Annotated in this window: 12 protein-coding genes, 1 other RNA gene and 1 pseudogene; 7 read left to right on the top strand and 7 right to left on the bottom strand. The window is 70.6% G+C overall.

The window, feature by feature from the left end:
• Nucleotides 1-5: 5 nt before the first annotated feature.
• From ACSHXN_RS24905 to ssrA, 3 genes are all read left to right on the top strand, one after another.
• A complete protein-coding gene (locus ACSHXN_RS24905) occupies nucleotides 6-1172 on the top strand; it encodes a S41 family peptidase (RefSeq protein ID WP_355797768.1) in 1167 nt (388 codons plus the stop codon).
• A gap of 67 nt (nucleotides 1173-1239) precedes the next feature.
• Entirely contained in the window at nucleotides 1240-1719 is a 480-nt protein-coding gene (gene smpB / locus ACSHXN_RS24910) for an SsrA-binding protein SmpB (RefSeq protein WP_355129023.1), read from the top strand.
• Between the two features lie 145 nt (nucleotides 1720-1864).
• Nucleotides 1865-2262: a transfer-messenger RNA gene (ssrA, locus tag ACSHXN_RS24915) on the top strand.
• A gap of 264 nt (nucleotides 2263-2526) precedes the next feature.
• Here the strand turns inward: ssrA and ACSHXN_RS24920 are convergent.
• The 7 genes and pseudogenes from ACSHXN_RS24920 to ACSHXN_RS24950 form a co-directional block, all read right to left on the bottom strand.
• Nucleotides 2527-2682: pseudogene (locus ACSHXN_RS24920) on the bottom strand (hypothetical protein); the annotation flags it as partial.
• 297 nt (nucleotides 2683-2979) lie between these two features.
• Nucleotides 2980-3990 carry a LacI family DNA-binding transcriptional regulator gene (locus ACSHXN_RS24925; RefSeq protein WP_438303725.1) on the bottom strand — a complete coding sequence of 337 codons (1011 nt, stop codon included), beginning with the start codon at nucleotides 3988-3990 and terminating at the stop codon, nucleotides 2980-2982.
• 2 nt (nucleotides 3991-3992) lie between these two features.
• The gene (gene yicI, locus ACSHXN_RS24930; RefSeq protein ID WP_356109558.1) at nucleotides 3993-6245 is read right to left on the bottom strand and encodes an alpha-xylosidase; all 2253 of its coding nucleotides are present in this window, start codon (nucleotides 6243-6245) and stop codon (nucleotides 3993-3995) included.
• 11 nt (nucleotides 6246-6256) lie between these two features.
• On the bottom strand, nucleotides 6257-7081 hold the full coding sequence (locus tag ACSHXN_RS24935) for a carbohydrate ABC transporter permease (RefSeq protein ID WP_355129028.1): 825 nt from the start codon (nucleotides 7079-7081) through the stop codon (nucleotides 6257-6259).
• Nucleotides 7078-8040, bottom strand: a complete 963-nt coding sequence (locus ACSHXN_RS24940) for a carbohydrate ABC transporter permease (protein ID WP_438303726.1) — start codon at nucleotides 8038-8040, stop codon at nucleotides 7078-7080. The genes ACSHXN_RS24935 and ACSHXN_RS24940 overlap by 4 nt, the downstream gene beginning before the upstream one ends.
• Entirely contained in the window at nucleotides 8037-9332 is a 1296-nt protein-coding gene (locus ACSHXN_RS24945; protein ID WP_355129032.1) for an ABC transporter substrate-binding protein, read from the bottom strand. Before ACSHXN_RS24945 ends, ACSHXN_RS24940 begins: the two co-directional genes overlap by 4 nt.
• A 375-nt stretch (nucleotides 9333-9707) precedes the next feature.
• Nucleotides 9708-10922, bottom strand: a complete 1215-nt coding sequence (locus tag ACSHXN_RS24950; protein WP_355129034.1) for an MFS transporter — start codon at nucleotides 10920-10922, stop codon at nucleotides 9708-9710.
• A gap of 84 nt (nucleotides 10923-11006) precedes the next feature.
• Between ACSHXN_RS24950 and ACSHXN_RS24955 the strand changes: the two genes are divergently transcribed.
• The 4 genes from ACSHXN_RS24955 to ACSHXN_RS24970 all read left to right on the top strand — a co-directional run bounded on the left by ACSHXN_RS24955 (nucleotide 11007) and on the right by ACSHXN_RS24970 (nucleotide 15706).
• Entirely contained in the window at nucleotides 11007-11981 is a 975-nt protein-coding gene (locus tag ACSHXN_RS24955; RefSeq protein ID WP_355129036.1) for a LysR family transcriptional regulator, read from the top strand.
• Nucleotides 11982-12234: 253 nt separating this feature from the next.
• Complete coding sequence (locus ACSHXN_RS24960; RefSeq protein ID WP_355129038.1) at nucleotides 12235-13617, top strand: nitrate/nitrite transporter; 1383 nt, start codon at nucleotides 12235-12237, stop codon at nucleotides 13615-13617.
• Between the two features lie 120 nt (nucleotides 13618-13737).
• Complete coding sequence (locus ACSHXN_RS24965; protein WP_355129040.1) at nucleotides 13738-14889, top strand: uroporphyrinogen-III synthase; 1152 nt, start codon at nucleotides 13738-13740, stop codon at nucleotides 14887-14889.
• Nucleotides 14890-15121: 232 nt separating this feature from the next.
• Nucleotides 15122-15706, top strand: coding sequence for a CGNR zinc finger domain-containing protein (locus tag ACSHXN_RS24970; protein ID WP_438303728.1), 585 nt, complete (start codon nucleotides 15122-15124; stop codon nucleotides 15704-15706).
• Nucleotides 15707-16096 lie beyond the last annotated feature (390 nt).

Below are 16096 nucleotides of genomic sequence, written 5' to 3' on the forward strand. Positions count from 1 at the left end.
CCCGCATGTCAGGCCGTGACCCGTTCTGTCAGCCCCGTCGCATCGGCCGCGGGGCGGCCCTGACGTTGGTCTTCACGAGCGTCCTCGTCGCGGGCGCGGCGACCGGCTCGTTCGACGAGTCCGTCGGCAAGGCCACCTCCGCCGCCGGGTCCGACACCCTGACCGCCGAGGACGACACCGTGACCGAGGCGGCGGCCAAGGCGATGGCGGACGGCAAGTCCCCCATGGAGGCGGCCGAACGCGCCGTGAGCCGCAGCGGCGACCGCTGGAGCGCCGTCTACTCCCAGGGCGAGTACCAGGAGTTCGAAGAAGCCCTCGACGGCCAGTACACCGGCGTCGGACTGTCCGCACGGCGCGAGCGGGACGGCAGGATCGAGGTGACCCGGGTCCAGCCCGGCTCGCCCGCGGCAGGCGCCGGTGTCCGCACGGGCGACCGGCTGCGCAGCGTCGACGGCAAGGGCGTCGACGGCAGGCCCGTGACCGAGGTGGTCGCCCTCCTGCGTGGGGACGCCGACGAGGCACCGGCCGGCACCCGGGTCCGGCTCGGCCTGCAGCGTGGCCCGCACCGCTGGGACCAGGAGCTGCGCAGGGCCCGGCTGTCCACGGACTCGGTGTCCGTGAGCCGGCTCGCCGACCGGGTCGTCGTGATCAGGATCGCCGCCTTCACCAAGGGGTCGGGCGACCTCGTCCGCCGAACCGTCGCCGAGGCGCCCAAGGGCGCCGGGATCGTCCTCGACCTGCGCGGCAACTCCGGCGGCCTGGTCACCGAGGCGGTCACCACCGCTTCGGCCTTCCTCGACGGGGGACTCGTCGCGACGTACGACGTCAACGGCGACCAGCGTGCCCTGCATGCCGACCCCGGCGGCGACACCACCAGACCGCTGGTCGCACTCGTCGACGGCGGCACGATGAGCGCGGCGGAACTGCTCACCGGTGCCCTCCAGGACCGCGGGCGCGCCGTCGTCGTGGGCACCCGCACCTTCGGCAAGGGCTCGGTCCAGATGCCGAGCCGCCTCCCCGACGGCTCCGTCGCGGAACTGACCGTCGGGCACTACCGGACCCCTTCCGGCCGCGGCGTCGACGGCCGCGGCATCACTCCCGACCTCGTGACCGACCGCGAGGTGCTCAAGCGGGCCGAGACGGTGCTCAGCGGTCTGGGCGACCCTTCGTAGCGAGCCCGGCGCTCCCGGTAATGCGCTTCCCTCCAAGGCCCTCCGTAGTGCGAAAATGGTGGGCACTATGGCTAAGGAAAAAGGGCGCAAGCTGATCGCGCAGAACAAGAAGGCGCGGCACGACTACCACATCCTCGACACCTACGAGGCCGGTCTCGTCCTCATGGGCACCGAGGTGAAGTCGCTGCGCCAGGGGCGGGCCTCGCTGGTGGACGGCTTCGTGCAGCTGGACGGTCACGAGGCGTGGCTGCACAACGTGCACGTGCCGGAGTACAGCCAGGGCACCTGGACCAACCACAGTGCCCGCCGCAGGCGCAAGCTGCTGCTGCACCGCGACGAGATCGACAAGCTGGAGTCCAAGTCGCAGGAGACGGGTCACACGATCGTGCCCCTCGCCCTGTACTTCAAGGACGGCCGCGCCAAGGTCGAGATCGCGCTGGCGAAGGGCAAGAAGGAGTACGACAAGCGGCAGACGCTGCGCGAGAAGCAGGACCGCCGCGAGACGGAGCGGACGATCTCGGCGGTCCGGCGCCGGCAGCAGGCCTGAGCCGGGGAATGACCGGGTCCCGTACGCGGTTGAACGTCTAGTCATGGCGGGGTGACCGCCGGGAATACGCTGGCACAGGGGTGCGTCGATCACGTACGATGGCGGCTGCACCGCATAGCCGGTGTGAGGATTGAAAAATCAACATGGGGATGATCGGTTTCGACAGCGGTTGTCGAAGCAGGGGAAGCGTGTCGAGGAAGCGGCCATGATCTCGTAAACCACAGGCCGAAAAAAATAATCGCCAATACCAAGCGCGATTCCTCCCAGCAGGCCTTCGCCCTCGCTGCCTGATAAGGCAGCAGAGCGAGCCTCCTAAACAGGGAGTGTCAGCCCGGGGCTGTTCCCGACCCGGATCCTGGCATCAGCTAGGGGACTAAACCTTGATCCCGGTCACGGGGTGAAGAGGGAAACCAAACAGTGACTGAGCCCGTCGGAGACTTGTCCGCGTGATCTCCGGGGCTGAGAAAAACGAAGCGGACTGCACACGGAGAAGCCCTGATTCCGCACCGTTGGACGCGGGTTCGATTCCCGCCATCTCCACCTACCCCATGTGGGCAAGGCCTCGCTGTTCTCGGACAGCGGGGCCTTTGTCGTCGCAGCCGTCGGTGCGAGCCGGTGGAGCGGGGGAAGCGCACCCCCGCTCCACGCCCGGCTGCGACGACGGGTCGTGCGCGGCCGGGCTCGACCCCCACGGTCCCGGCCGGGTCCGGTACGCGGACCTCGGCGCAGGCGGAACGTCGACAGGCGAAGATCTCCGTGCAGGACCAGGCACACGTCCCGGCTCCCCCTCGCCGCAGTCGTCAGCGGGGCCTTCACCGTCTCGTAGGCGTAGGGCGACGACGTGCCGTCGAAGTGCGCCGTGCCGGCGAGTGCGCCGGTGGGGGAGCCGAGGCGGACCTCCACCGTGCCCGCCGCACCGGCGAGGCGCGCGGCGAACCCGTCCGTGCCCGAGCCCAGGAGCATGTCCGCGAACTTCGGCCACGCCCCTCCGCCGTCGCCCGCACCGCCGTTCCGCGCACCTTCGACTCGTCCACCAGGCTGATCCCCCGGTAGTCGTCGAAGTTCTCCGCCCGGGTCGTCCGGGACAGGTCACGGGGCGGGATCGTCTCCCCCCGCACCTCCAGTGACGTCCGTGCACGGATGTCCGCCGACGACGCGCCCACCAGCACGTCGTACACGGCCGTCTCGACGACCCACTTCGAGCGTGTGACCCCTTTCATCTCAGGGCTCCTTCGAGTAAGGCCGTGCAGGTGAGGGATCTCAGGACGCGTTGCGTGGCGCGGTGCTGGCGCGGTCCGTCAGGCGCGGCGGCAGGAGCGTCGCCTCGGGGACGGCCGCGCCGTCCAGCTTCTTCGTCAGCAGTTCCACGGCCCGTGCGCCCAGCTCGGCGGACGGCAGGGCGACCGAGGTGACCGGGACGCGCAGGGACTCGGCCAGCTCGTCGGGACAGATCGCGATGATCGACAGATCTCCGGGGACACGCAGTCCCAGCTGCTCGAAGGCCTCGATCAGCGGCTCCAGGACCGCCTCGTTGTGGACGACGACCCCGGTCAGCGCGGGCTGTTCGCTCAGCAGCCGTTCGGCGACCCGGCGGGCGGCGCCCGGCGCCGCCTCGCACGGATCGACGCAGGAGGACATCCCGTTGCGGTCGGCGGCGGCCGTGTACCCCTGCACCACCCGCTGGGCGAACGCCGTCTTCCGCACGTAGACCTCGGGCGGTGAGCCGACCAGCGCCACGACCTGGTGGCCGAGCCGGGCGAGTCGCTCCACGCACAGCTCGCCCGCCGCCCTGAAGTCGAGGTCGACGCAGGTGAGACCGTCGGGCTCCTGCGGGAACCCGATCAGCACCGAGGGCCGGTCGAGTGACCGCAGCAACGGCAGCCGCGGGTCGCGCAGCTGGACGTCCATGACGATCAGGGCGTCCACCAGCGCCGTGTCCGCGACCCGGCGGAGCCCCTCCTCACCCTCTTCCTGGGTGAGCAGCAGCACGTCGTGGTCGTGGCCGCGTGCGGTGGTCACCACCGACACCGCGAACTGCATCACCACCGGGACATGGATGCCGGCCCGCAGGGGGACGACCAGCGCGAGGACGTTCGACCTGCTGCTGGCCAGCGCCCGCGCGCCGGCGTGCGGGCGGTAGCCCAGCTCGCGGATGGACGACTCGATGCGCTGCCGGGTCATCTGCGAGATGGGGCGCTTGCCGCTCAGCGCGTACGAGACGGTGCTGGGCGACACACCCGCATGCCGTGCCACATCCGTGATCTTCACCATGGTCAGCCCAGTTCGAGGGAGAGGAACCCGGTGCCCGCGGCCGCCCGTACGGCACGGTCCCCGCAGGCCAGGGCCCAGGGCGCCGTCGGGTCACTGCTGGAGGCCCGCAGTGTGTCCCCCTCCCGGACGACGGTGAAGGTCACGTCCCCGACGGCCACCGTCACCCGAGCCCCGCGCCCGAGGCCGTAGGCATGCAGGGTGACTCCGTCCGCGTAGGGGTAGTCGGGCCGGTCGTCCACCGCTCCCATCGGGATCACCGCCCCCGGCCTCACCAGCAGCGGCAGGCTGGAGAAACCGTGCCGCTCGCGGACCCAGCGCGGCCCGGTGACCGTGCGCCCGTCGAGCAGATGGGTCCACTCGCCTTCGGGCACGTAGTACGAGACGTCGCCCTCGTCGCTGAAGACCGGCGCGACCAGCAGGTCGGAGCCGAGCATGTACTGCCGCTCCAGATGCGCGCACCCGGGGTCGTCCGGGAACTCCAGCATCATCGCCCGCATCATCGGCACGCCGTCGGTGTGTGCGGTGCGCGCGGTCTCGTACAGATACGGCATCAGGCGCAGCTTCAGCCGGGTGAACAGCCGCAGGACGTCGACGGCCTCCTCGTCGAACAGCCATGGCACCCGGTAGGAGGAGGAGCCGTGCAGCCGGCTGTGCGAGGACATCAGCCCGAAGGCGAGCCACCGTTTGAACAGGGCCGCGGTGGGAGTGCCCTCGAAGCCGCCGATGTCATGGCTCCAGAACCCGAAGCCGGACATGCCGAGACTGAGCCCGCCGCGCAGCGACTCGGCCATCGACTCGTACGTGGCCTCGCAGTCGCCGCCCCAGTGGACGGGGAAGTGCTGGCTGCCCGCCGTGGCCGAGCGCGCGAAGACGACGGCCTCGCCCTCGCCGCGGTGCTTGCGCAGCACGTCGAAGACGGTGCGGTTGTACAGGTACGTGTAGTAGTTGTGCATCCGCTCCGGGTCCGAGCCGTCCGCGTACGCCACGTCCACCGGGATGCGCTCGCCGAAGTCGGTCTTGAAGCAGTCCACGCCCTGCGCCAGCAGTGCCTCCAGTTTGGCGGCGTACCAGTCGCGGGCGGCCGGGCTGGTGAAGTCGACGAGCGCCATGCCCGGCTGCCACAGGTCCCACTGCCACACACTGCCGTCCGGGCGGCGCAGCAGATGACCGAGGGCCTTGCCCTCGGCGAAGAGCGGCGAGCGCTGGGCGATGTACGGGTTGATCCAGACGCAGATGTGCAGGCCCTTGTCCTTGAGCCGGGACAGCATGCCTTCGGGGTCCGGGAACACGCGCGGATCCCACCGGAAGTCGCACCAGTTGAACTCGCGCATCCAGAAGCAGTCGAAGTGGAAGACGGACAGGGGCAGTTCGCGCTCCTTCATGCCGTCGATGAAGGAGGTGACGGTGCCTTCGTCGTAGGAGGTGGTGAAGGACGTGGACAGCCACAGACCGAAGGACCAGGCGGGCGGCAGGGCGGGGCGGCCGGTGAGGGCCGTGTACTTGCGCAGGATCTCCTTGGGGGTGGGGCCGTAGACGACGTAGTACGTCAGCTGCTGGCCCTCCACGCTGAACTGGACCCGGGACACCGCCTCCGAGCCGACCTCGAAGGACACCTTGCCCGGATGGTCGACGAAGACCCCGTAGCCCGCGTCCGTCAGATAGAACGGGACGTTCTTGTAGGCCTGTTCGGTCGCCGTGCCGCCGTCGGCGTTCCACATGTCGACGACCTGGCCGTTCTTCCGGAGCGGCCCGAAGCGTTCACCGAGGCCGTACACCGAGGCCCCGACGCCGAGATTCAGCTGCTCGCGCAGGTAGTGGGCGCCCCCGGGGTCCCGCATGATGCCCATGCCCTTGGGGCCGCTGGTGGTCAGGGTGCGTCCATGGGCCAGGAAGTCGATCTGCCAGCGGCCGGTGCGGGCGACCCGTACCGACAGGGCACCCGAGGTGAGGGTGGCGTGGTCCTCGTCGTACTCCGTGTGCGGTGCGAAGCCGTCCTCCCGCCGCACCTCGAAACGGGGGCCCCGGGGCTGCTCGCCCTCGAAGTGGGTGAAGGTGACGCCGATGACGTCCGGCATCGGCGCGTGCGCGCTGATCGTCACGACCGGTCCCTTCAACAGGTCGCCGCGGTGGCGGATGGGCTGCGTCGGCGCGTGGATCTCCAGTGCCCCCGGGGAGGCGGTCACATCGAGGACCTCCACCGGGTGGGCCGCGGTGACGCCTTCGCGCAGCAGCCAGTAGCCGTCGGTGAACTTCAAGCGCGTACCCCCTACTTGACGGCACCCACGGCGATGCCGCGGGTGAGAGTCCGCTGGAAGACGAGGAAGAAGACGAGTGCGGGCAGGACGCCCAGCAGGGCCGCCGCATTGGTCATCGTGGCGTCCATCAGCCGCTGGCCCTGGAGCACGCCGAGCGCCACCGACACCGTCTGGTTGTCGTTGGAGATCAGCATGACCAGCGGGAGCAGGAACTCGTTCCACGTCCAGATGAAGAAGAAGACGAGCAGCACGCCGATGGTGGGGCGGCTGACCGGGACCACGACGCGCCACAGCACCTGCCACTGGTTCGCCCCGTCGATCCGGGCCGCCTCGATGACCTCGCGCGGGAACTGCCCGAGGACGGAGGAGAGCAGATAGGTGCCGAAGGCGGACTGGATCACCGTGAAGACGATGATCACGCTCAGCCGTGTGTCGTACAGGCCGACCTGCTTGCTGAGGTAGTACAGCGGGTAGACCAGCGCCTCCTGCGGCAGCACGTTGGCCAGCACGAAGAAGGCCAGCACCCAGGTGCGGCCCTTGATGCGGCCGATGCCGATCGCGTAGGCGTTGAGGATCGACAGGACCGCGGCGAGAACCGCGACACAGCCGCTGATCAGTACCGAGTTGAGGAGCTTCTGGCTGTAGTCCACGCGCTGCCAGAAGTCCTTGAGACCGTCGACGTAGAAGCCCCCCGGCAGGCTCAGCGGGCCGTGCTGGGAGTACTCCGCGGGCGACTTGAAGGCGTTGACCGCGACGATGAGGAACGGCAGCACCATGAACAGGGCCGCCAGGCAGAGGGCGACGAGCACGGGGTAGCGGCGTAGGGCGGTGGTCATGCGCGGACCCCTTCCTCGGTGTCCTCGGCGCGGGTCTGGAACCTCAGGCCCACCAGGGAGAGCAGCAGGATGATCACGGTCAGCACGGTGGAGATCGCGGCGCCGTAACCGACCTGGGTCTTCTCGAAGAACGTGGTGAAGGAGAAGTACGACGGGACGTCGGTCGCGCCGCCCGGGCCGCCCTTGGTCAGCACATAGACCGCCCCGAAGACCTTGAGCGCGGCGATGGTGCACCAGGTCAGCACCACCGAGATCTCGGGCCTGATCTGCGGCAGCGTGATGTGCCAGAAACGGCGCCACCAGCCCGCGCCGTCCAGTTCGGCCGCCTCGTACAGCTGCGGGTCGACGCGCTGGAGACCCGCCATGAAGACGACCAGCGGGAAGCCGATCTGCACCCACACCATCACCCCCATGACGCTGTAGAGGGCGATGTCCGGGTCACCGAGCCAGTCCTGCTGCCAGGAACCGAGCCCGATCGCCTTCAGCAGTGCGTTCAGGGCGCCGTTCTCGGGTGCGAGGATCCAGCTCCAGACGATGCCTGCGACCGCGATGGGCAGCACCTGCGGGAGGTAGAAGCAGGCGCGGAGCACGGCGGCGATCTTCGTGCCGAAGTGCTTGCCGATGTAGTCGAACAGCGCGGCGGCCAGGACGAGTCCGACCACCGTCGGTACGACGGCCATGGCGACGACCATGAACAGGCTGTGCCGGAAGGACGCCCAGAACTCGCTGTCGTGCGTCAGCTCGCGGTAGTTGGCGAGCCCGGTCCACTTCGGCGAGCCGATGCCGCTCCATTCGGTGAAGCTCACGCCCGTGTTCATCAGGAACGGGACGACGACCACGACAAGAAAGGTGAGTACACCGGGGAGCAGGAAGAGGGCGTACGAGGTGCGCGGGCGGCGCGGGCCGGTGCGCGGTGGTTTCCCGACGGCCCGCGCGCCCCGTTCGACGGTGACCGTCATTGCTGCGGCACGCCCTTGTCGTACGCCTGCCGCACATGGTCGAGGAAGTCGTCCGGCTTCTCGCTGCCCGTGATCAGCTTCTGGGTCTCGGAGACGAGGACGTCGTAGAAGCCGGGAACGGGCCAGTCGGGGTAGAAGGCCAGGCCGTCACGGTCGGACAGGGTGTTGAAGTTCGAGATGAGCGTTTTGGCCTGCGGGTCCGTGATGGCGGACGTGTCGGCGGCGACGGGCACGCCGCCCTTGTTGCCCAGCAGGTTCTGGATCTTCTTCGACATGGTGATGTCGATGAAGTCGTAGGCGAGGTCCTTGTTCTTCGCGCCCTTGGGGACGACCCACAGATTGCCGCCGGAGCCGAGGGTCAGGTTCGAGCCGGGCCACAGCATCGTGCCCCAGTCGAACTTGTTCTCCGCCTTGAAGCGGCCGTACCACCAGCTGCCGCTGAACAGGATGGGGTTCTTGCCCTGGATGAAGGCGACGCCGGCGTCCTCCGCCTTGGCGCCGCTGGAGGTCTTGCCGATGTAGCCCTTCTTCACCCAGTCGGCGAAGGTGGTGGCGCCGTACGTCCAGGCGGCGTCGTGGAAGTCGGCCTTGCCCTTGTAGAGCTCGTAGGAGTCGACCCAGGAGCGGTCGGCCTTGGACAGGGCCAGCTGGTAGAGGTACTGCTGGGCCGGGTACTCGGCGCCGGCGTTGGCGAGCGGGGTGACGCCCTTGGCGACGAACGTGTCCATGGCGGAGGTGAGGTCGTCGAGCGTCTTCGGCTCGGCGATGCCGTACTTCTTGAAGAGGTCCTTGTTGTAGAAGACCATGGTGTATTCGGCGTAATTGGGTACTCCGTACCACTTCCCGGACCCCATGACGCCGTTCGCGTCGTACTGGCTGGTGGTCCTGACGCCCGCGCTGAGCATCTTGTCCCAGCCGTGCTCGGTGACCTCGGGGGTCAGATCGGTGAGGAGCCCCTGCTTGGAGAGCAGGCCCGCCGTCGCGTTGCCCTTGTTGTACTCCATGAGATCGGGCGCGTCGGAGGAGTTGAGGACCATGGGCGCCGTCTTCTGGATCTGTTCGAAGCCCTTCTCCTCGAACTTCACCTTCACGCCCGGGTGTTTCGCCTCGAACTCCTTGATGGCCTCGTTCCAGGCGATGCCCATCGCGCTGTTCGGGGCCTCGTAGTGCCACAGTTTCAGTGTCTTGCCGTCGGAGGATCCGCTGTCCGAGCCGCCGCAGGAGGCCAGGAGCAGGGATCCGGTGAGGACCGCAGCCGCCGTCGCCACCACACGCCTTCGTGCCGTCAACATCCAGTGCCTCCCGGGGAGTCGGATGGGGGTCTGGGGTGCCACGCAACCGTCGTCGAATCGTTTCGATGCGTGACGTCGAAGCGCTTCGACGGGGGAAGGTATGTGGGGGCTCGGGGCACGTCAATGGGCGGCGCACGAATCAGCGCAGATTCGCTGCGCCGCCGAGCGCCGTCGGGGAGTGCCGGCGGGAGTCCACGGCGCGGTGAACACCCGGCCCGCCCGCCGTCGCGGAAGGGATCAGGCGCGTCGGCGCGGGCGCCCACCGCGACGGCGTGCGGTGGGCGCGGGACCCGGGCAGGACATGGGCGGCGGATCCTGCCGGGCCGCGGCCCGGCGCGGTTTCCGCTACGCCCGCCGGGTGGCTGCCGCGCGCCGTTAGCCGCGGGTGGCGGCGGTGTGGCCGGCCGCGATCAGCAGAGCGAGGGCCGCCGCGGCCGTCGGTACGACGAAGCCGGTGGACGGGGACAGATGCTCCGCGGCCCAGCCGCCGATGGCGGAACCACCGGCTACGCCGCCCAGCAGGCCGGTGACCGCGAGGGTCATGCCCTCGTTCAACCGGCCCTCGGGGGTGCGCTGCTGGACCAGGGTCATCGCCGTGACCATGGTGGGGGCGGTGGCCATGCCCGCCAGCAGCAGGGCGGGTGCCAGGGCGGCGAGGGAGCCGGTGGTACGGGCCGCGAGCAGGGGCAGGCTCATCAGTCCCGTCATGGCGGCCAGGCACCAGGGGTAGCGGAGTTCGGCGGGGCCGGCCGGCTTCAGCGCGCCGTACAGCAGGCCCGCGGCGCACGAGCCCGCGGCCTGGAGGGCGAGGACGGCACCCGCGGCCGACCTGTGTCCCTGCGCGTCGGCGAACGCGATGGTGACGACCTCCATCGAACCGAAGACCGCGCCGGTGGCGAGCAGACCGAGCAGGAGCGGGGGCATGCCGGGGGCCCGCAGGGGTGGAGCCGCCCCGGTGCACCGGTTCGGCGGCGGTTCCGTCGCCCGCTGCGCGGTGAAGAGCAGCATGCCCGTCATCAGCAGGATCCCGCCGGCCAGGGTGCCCGCCTCCGGGAACAGCGTTCCGCACAGGAAGGCGGCGAGCACCGGCCCGAGCATGAAACACAGTTCGTCCGCAGCCTGTTCGAAGGAGTTCGCGGTGTGCAGGGCCTCGGGCTCGTTTCTGAAGAGATGGGCCCAGCGGGCGCGGGACATACCGCCGATGTTGGGTGTGGTGGCCGTGGCGGCGTAGGCGGCGAAGAGGGTCCAGTCCGGGGCGTCGTAGTGCACGCAGAGGAGCAGGGACACGCCGCCGAGCAGGGCGAACGCCGTCGCGGGCACGGCTGTCCTGGCCTGCCCGTGGCGGTCGACCAGGCGCGCGACCCAGGGCGCGACGACGGCCGTGGCCAGCAGGCCGGTGGCGGTGACGGCGCCGGCGAGCGCGTACGAGCCCCGTGCCCCGGCGATCATGATCACCGCGCTCACACTGAACATGCCCATGGGGAGCCGGGCCACGAGGTTCCCGATCGTGAAGGCGAGTGTGCCGGGCAGGGCGAAGAGGCGGCGGTACGGGTTCCGGGACGGATCTGCTGCGGAGGCGGCCTGCGACATGGATCAACCGTCGCCCAGGCCCTGACCTGGCGTCCAACACCGAATTCCATGGCGATTGACGCACCTGGGTTGTAGGTTTCCCGGATGCCCGCCACCGGCCTCGACGCCCGCCTCCTGCGCTCCTTTCTCGCCGTGGCGGAGGAACTCCACTTCACCCGGGCGGCGAGCCGCCTCTACCTGGCCCAGCAGGCGCTCAGCCGGGACATTCGCCGGCTGGAGCGGGAACTGGGCGCCGAGTTGTTCGTCCGCACCACCCGCCAGGTGGCGCTGACACCCGACGGTGCGCGCCTGCTGCCGTACGCGCGCCGGGTCCTGGAGGCGCAGGGCGCGCTGCTCGCCGCGTTCGGGCGGGCGGGGGAGCCCGAGCGGCCCCTGCTGGTGGACGTCAACAGCCCTGGCCTGATCGGCGGCCGGGTCCTGGAACGGGCTCGTGAACTCGTCCCGGACATCGACCTGATGGCGCGCTACGAAAGCGGGCTGACCGGGGCCGCCGCGGAGATACTGGCCGGACGGCTCGACGTGTCCTTCGGACGGTTCGCGGGACTGGACCCGGCGGTCCGGGCGCGGCTGGACCAGCAGCCGGTGCGCTACGAGCGGATGGCGATCGTCCTGCCCGCGGACCATCGCCTTGCGGCCCTGGCCGAGGTGCCGCTGTCCGAACTGGCCGGTGAGACCGTGTACGCGGGTGCCGGGAATCCCCGGACACCGGAGTGGACGGACCTCGCGCGGCGCCTCTTCGAGAACCGGGGCATACGGCTGGCGCCCCCTGCGCCGCTCGCCGTGGGCGCCGAGGAATTCCAGCGGATCATGGCGAAGCGGGGAAACCCGATCCTGGCCGTGGTGGACTTCCCGCCCATGCCGCGGATGGTGCTGCGGCCGCTGGTCGGCCCGGTTCCCCTGTCACCCGTGTCACTGGTGTGGCGAAAGGGCGCGGCCCATCCCGGAATCGATGCGCTTCGACGGGCTGCGGTCGAACTGGGTGCGAAGGACCGGTGGTTGCGCCCGGGGGACGGGACCTGGCTGCCTGCCGCGGACGCACACGTGATGGGAGCCGGCTGAGTCCGCGGCCGGGCCCGGGGTCGTCCGGGAGGCGCGATCGCGGCACCGGTCCTGGCGTCGCCGCCGGCAGGGCTCTGCATCCGGGGCGCTTCGACGGCCGGGTGGCGGCCCGCCTCACCGCGTCCCTTCCCACCGCGTGAGAGCAACGTTCCCTTGCGGTCACCCGGGGCCACAGCGCGGAAACGCGTCCTTCCTACCTTCTGGTCTCGTCAGCGCGTACGACGCCAGGGCACCGGAGAACCGTGGAGGCGCCATGTCAGCCCCGAACACAGCTCCCGCACCGCGCGGGGGAGGCCGCTGGATCGACCACTGGGACCCGGAGGACGAGACCTTCTGGAGGGAGACCGGGGAGAGGACCGCCCGGCGCAATCTCGTCCTGTCGGTCCTCTCCGAGCACATCGGCTTCTCGATCTGGACCCTGTGGTCGGTGCTCGTGCTCTTCATGGGACCCGAGTACGGGCTGACCCCCGCCGACAAGTTCCTGCTCACCTCGATGGTCACGCTCGTCGGGGCCGTGGTCCGCGTGCCCTACACCTTCGCGGTGGCCGCCTTCGGCGGGCGGAACTGGACGGTCGTCTCCGCCGGTCTGCTGCTGATTCCGACCATCGCCGCGTTTGTCGTCATGAAGCCGGGCACCTCCTTCTCCACCTTCCTGTGGGTCGGGCTGCTCGCCGGAATCGGCGGCGGCAACTTCGCCTCCTCCATGACCAACATCAACGCCTTCTTTCCGCTGCGGAAGAAGGGATGGGCCCTCGGACTCAACGCCGGCGGGGGCAACATCGGCGTGCCCGTCATCCAGCTCGTCGCGCTCGCGATCATCGGTGCGAGCGGTGGGCCACGGGTGCTGCTCGGGATCTACATCCCGCTCGTGGTCGTGGCCGCCGTGCTCGCCGCGCTGTTCATGGACAACATCGCGTCCGTCAGGAACGACACGGGCGCCGCGCTCGAGGCCGCGAAGGACGTCCACACCTGGATCATGTCCTTCCTGTACATCGGCACCTTCGGGTCCTTCATCGGCTACAGCTTCGCGTTCGGGCAGGTGCTCCAGAACGAGTTCGGACGGACCCCGCTGCAGGCGGCCTACCTCACCTTCATCGGCCCCCTCCTCGGCTCCCTCGTCCGCCCCGTGGGCGGCCGGCTCGCGGACCGGTACGGCGGTGCGAGGATCACCCTGTGGAACTTCATCGCCATGGCCGCCGCCACCGCGGTGCTGGTCGTGGCCGGTGCACGGAAGTCGCTGCCGCTGTTCGTCGCCGTCTTCGTGGTGCTGTTCGTGCTCAGCGGGCTCGGCAACGGATCGACGTACAAGATGATCCCCGGCATCTTCCAGGCCAAGGCCGCCGCCCTGGGGCTCATCGGGGAGGAGGCCGTCTCGTACGGCCGCCGGCTGTCCGGTGCCGCCATGGGGCTGATCGGGGCGGTGGGCGCGCTCGGCGGTGTGGGCATCAACCTCGCCTTCCGGCAGTCCTTCCTCTCCTACGGATCCGGGACGGGCGCGTTCCTGGCGTTCCTCGCCTTCTATGCCGCGGCGTTCGCGGTGACGTGGGCCGTATACCTTCGCCGTCCGGCCGCCGACTCCCGAGCCGACGTTGCCGCCTCGGAGGCGAAGCCGCTGCTCGGCTATGCCGAGGTGTGACGTAACACCGGCGACATGGCGCCGAACCGGGCCCGTCATGCGCCGTTGACAGGCTCGGTCGGCATCCGGGGACCCCGGTACGGCAGGCAGGTACGACGACTCGAGTGCGGGACGACAGCCATGGACGACAACCAGCACCGAACCGAACACGGCCCGCTCGCGGGGTTCACCGTGGGGGTGACGGCCGCGCGGCGCGCCGACGAGCTGGGCGCCCTGCTCCAGCGGCGCGGCGCGGCGGTGCTGCACGCCCCCGCCCTGCGCATCGTGCCGCTCGCCGACGACGGCGAGCTGCTCGCCGCCACCGGGGAACTGATCGACCGGGCGCCGGACGTCGTGGTCGCCACCACCGCGATCGGCTTCCGGGGCTGGGTCGAGGCCGCCGACGGCTGGGGACTGGGGCGGGATCTGCTCGCCCGGCTGCGCGAGGTGGAGCTGCTGGCCAGGGGACCCAAGGTCAAGGGCGCCATCAGGGCCGCCGGACTGACCGAGGAGTGGTCGCCCACCTCGGAGTCGATGGCCGAGGTCCTGGACCGGCTGCTGGACGAAGGCGTCGACGGGCGCCGCATCGCCGTCCAGTTGCACGGCGAGCCGCTGCCCGGCTTCGTGGAGGCGCTGCGGGAGGGGGGCGCCGAGGTCGTCGGGGTGCCCGTGTACCGGTGGATGCCGCCGGAGGACCCGGCACCTCTCGACCGGCTGCTCGACGCCACTGTCGCACGGGGGCTCGACGCCCTCACCTTCACCAGCGCGCCCGCCGCCGCGTCCCTGCTCTCCCGGGCCGGGGAACGCGGGCTGCTGTCCGAGACGCTCGCCGCCCTCCGGCACGACGTGGTGCCCGCCTGCGTCGGACCGGTCACCGCGCTTCCGCTCCAGGCGCGGGGCCTCGACACGATCCAGCCCGAACGCTTCCGGCTGGGCCCGCTCGTCCAGCTGCTGTGCCAGGAACTGCCCGGCCGGGCCCGTGTGTTGCCCGTCGCGGGTCACCGGGTGGAGATCCGTGGGCATGCCGTGGTGGTGGACGGGGCGCTGCGGCCCGTGCCGCCCGCCGGTATGTCCCTGCTGCGCGCCCTGTGCCGGCGGCCGGGCTGGGTGGTCGCCCGGGCCGAACTGCTGCGGGCGCTGCCGGGCGCCGGGCGGGACGAGCACGCCGTGGAGACGGCGATGGCCCGGCTGCGCACGGCCCTGGGGGCGCCCCGGCTGATCCAGACCGTGGTCAAGCGCGGCTACCGGCTCGCGCTCGATCCGGCGGCGGAGTCCAAGTACGCCGACGCGTGAGCCGTCCTGCCGGGTGACGGCCCGGGGGACGCGGGAGCGCGCGTGCGGGGTCCGGCCTGGAGGCGGGGGCGAACGGGGCCTTTCCGGGGCGGGTGCGGACGGGCACTGTAGTGGGTACGAACGGGGGTACGACCTCCGGTACGGCTCTCCCGGCAGCGCCCTCGAGCGGACACGTCCGCCCGGTGGACCTCACCGGCCGCCCACGGCGGCAACCCAAGGCGGTGACAGGCACATGGCAACCGGCGCCACGGCCTCCTACGAGCTGCGGTTCGACTCCGGGCGGACCTGCCTGGACCTGCTGGCGACGACACATCCCGAGGAACGGCTCGACTCGGTGGAGCGGTTGCGGGCGTGGATCGCCGGTGCCGGGCTCGTCCCGGCGGGCACGCCGCTGGCCGAGGTGGACCAGGGGTGGCTGTCGGCCTTCCTTGAACTGCGGTCTCACATCGGGCAGCTGGTGCGGGGGGAGTTGGAGGGCCGGCCGGCCGACGGGGCGCTGGCGCGGGTGAACACGGTGGCGTGGGGAGCGCCGCCGACGCCGTGCGCGGTCCGTGCGGCGGACGGCGGGCTGGTGCGGAGGCTGTGTACGGCGCCGCGCCGCGAGGAACTCCTCGCCGTGGTGGCCCGCGAGACGGTCGAACTGCTGACGGACCCCGCGGCGCGGGCGAGCCTGCGGCAGTGCGAGGGCGACAACTGCCCCATCGTCTACCTGGACACGTCCAGGGGCCGCCGTCGCCGCTGGTGCTCGAGCGAGGTGTGCGGCAACCGGGAGCGCGTGGCCCGCCACCGCCGCCGGGCGGCGCTGGCCCGCGCCTGAACCCCGCCGCGCGCGAAGGCCTCCGGGCCGAGCCCGGCCCGGGCCCGGCGGTCGGGCTCGGCCCCGAGCCGTGCCCTGCCGACGCCCGTACCGCGGAACGGGAACGCGGCGGCAGAGAAAACGGAATGGTGACGGAAAGGGATCGGATCGTCGCCGAAAGTAGACCATTGGTCGCAGAAAAAGAGGCTTTCACGGAACTCGCAGGAAACGGGCGAGTCATGGCAAACGGTGGCCGTGACCGAACCGGAGCGCCAAGGCCTCGACAATTCCTCCATCGAAGTCAAGGGAAATTTTCACAGGATGATCCGGCGTGCCGTGAGAGTGAAGCCCGCGGCCGCTGTGACCTGCGTCTCTCGGGCGCGGCGGCCGTATGTCCCCTTGGGGGAGAAA

Source organism: Streptomyces sp. HUAS TT11 (assembly GCF_051553595.1).
Classification (GTDB): Bacteria; Actinomycetota; Actinomycetes; order Streptomycetales; family Streptomycetaceae; genus Streptomyces.

Coding starts and splice junctions, on each gene's coding strand:
- ACSHXN_RS24905 (WP_355797768.1), top strand. CDS start 6: ATGTCAGGCCGTGACCCGTTCTGTCAGCCCCGTCGCATCGGCCGCGGG.
- smpB (WP_355129023.1), top strand. CDS start 1,240: ATGGCTAAGGAAAAAGGGCGCAAGCTGATCGCGCAGAACAAGAAGGCG.
- ACSHXN_RS24925 (WP_438303725.1), bottom strand. CDS start 3,990: ATGGTGAAGATCACGGATGTGGCACGGCATGCGGGTGTGTCGCCCAGC.
- ACSHXN_RS24935 (WP_355129028.1), bottom strand. CDS start 7,081: ATGACCACCGCCCTACGCCGCTACCCCGTGCTCGTCGCCCTCTGCCTG.
- ACSHXN_RS24940 (WP_438303726.1), bottom strand. CDS start 8,040: ATGACGGTCACCGTCGAACGGGGCGCGCGGGCCGTCGGGAAACCACCG.
- ACSHXN_RS24945 (WP_355129032.1), bottom strand. CDS start 9,332: ATGTTGACGGCACGAAGGCGTGTGGTGGCGACGGCGGCTGCGGTCCTC.
- ACSHXN_RS24950 (WP_355129034.1), bottom strand. CDS start 10,922: ATGTCGCAGGCCGCCTCCGCAGCAGATCCGTCCCGGAACCCGTACCGC.
- ACSHXN_RS24955 (WP_355129036.1), top strand. CDS start 11,007: ATGCCCGCCACCGGCCTCGACGCCCGCCTCCTGCGCTCCTTTCTCGCC.
- ACSHXN_RS24960 (WP_355129038.1), top strand. CDS start 12,235: ATGTCAGCCCCGAACACAGCTCCCGCACCGCGCGGGGGAGGCCGCTGG.
- ACSHXN_RS24965 (WP_355129040.1), top strand. CDS start 13,738: ATGGACGACAACCAGCACCGAACCGAACACGGCCCGCTCGCGGGGTTC.
- ACSHXN_RS24970 (WP_438303728.1), top strand. CDS start 15,122: ATGGCAACCGGCGCCACGGCCTCCTACGAGCTGCGGTTCGACTCCGGG.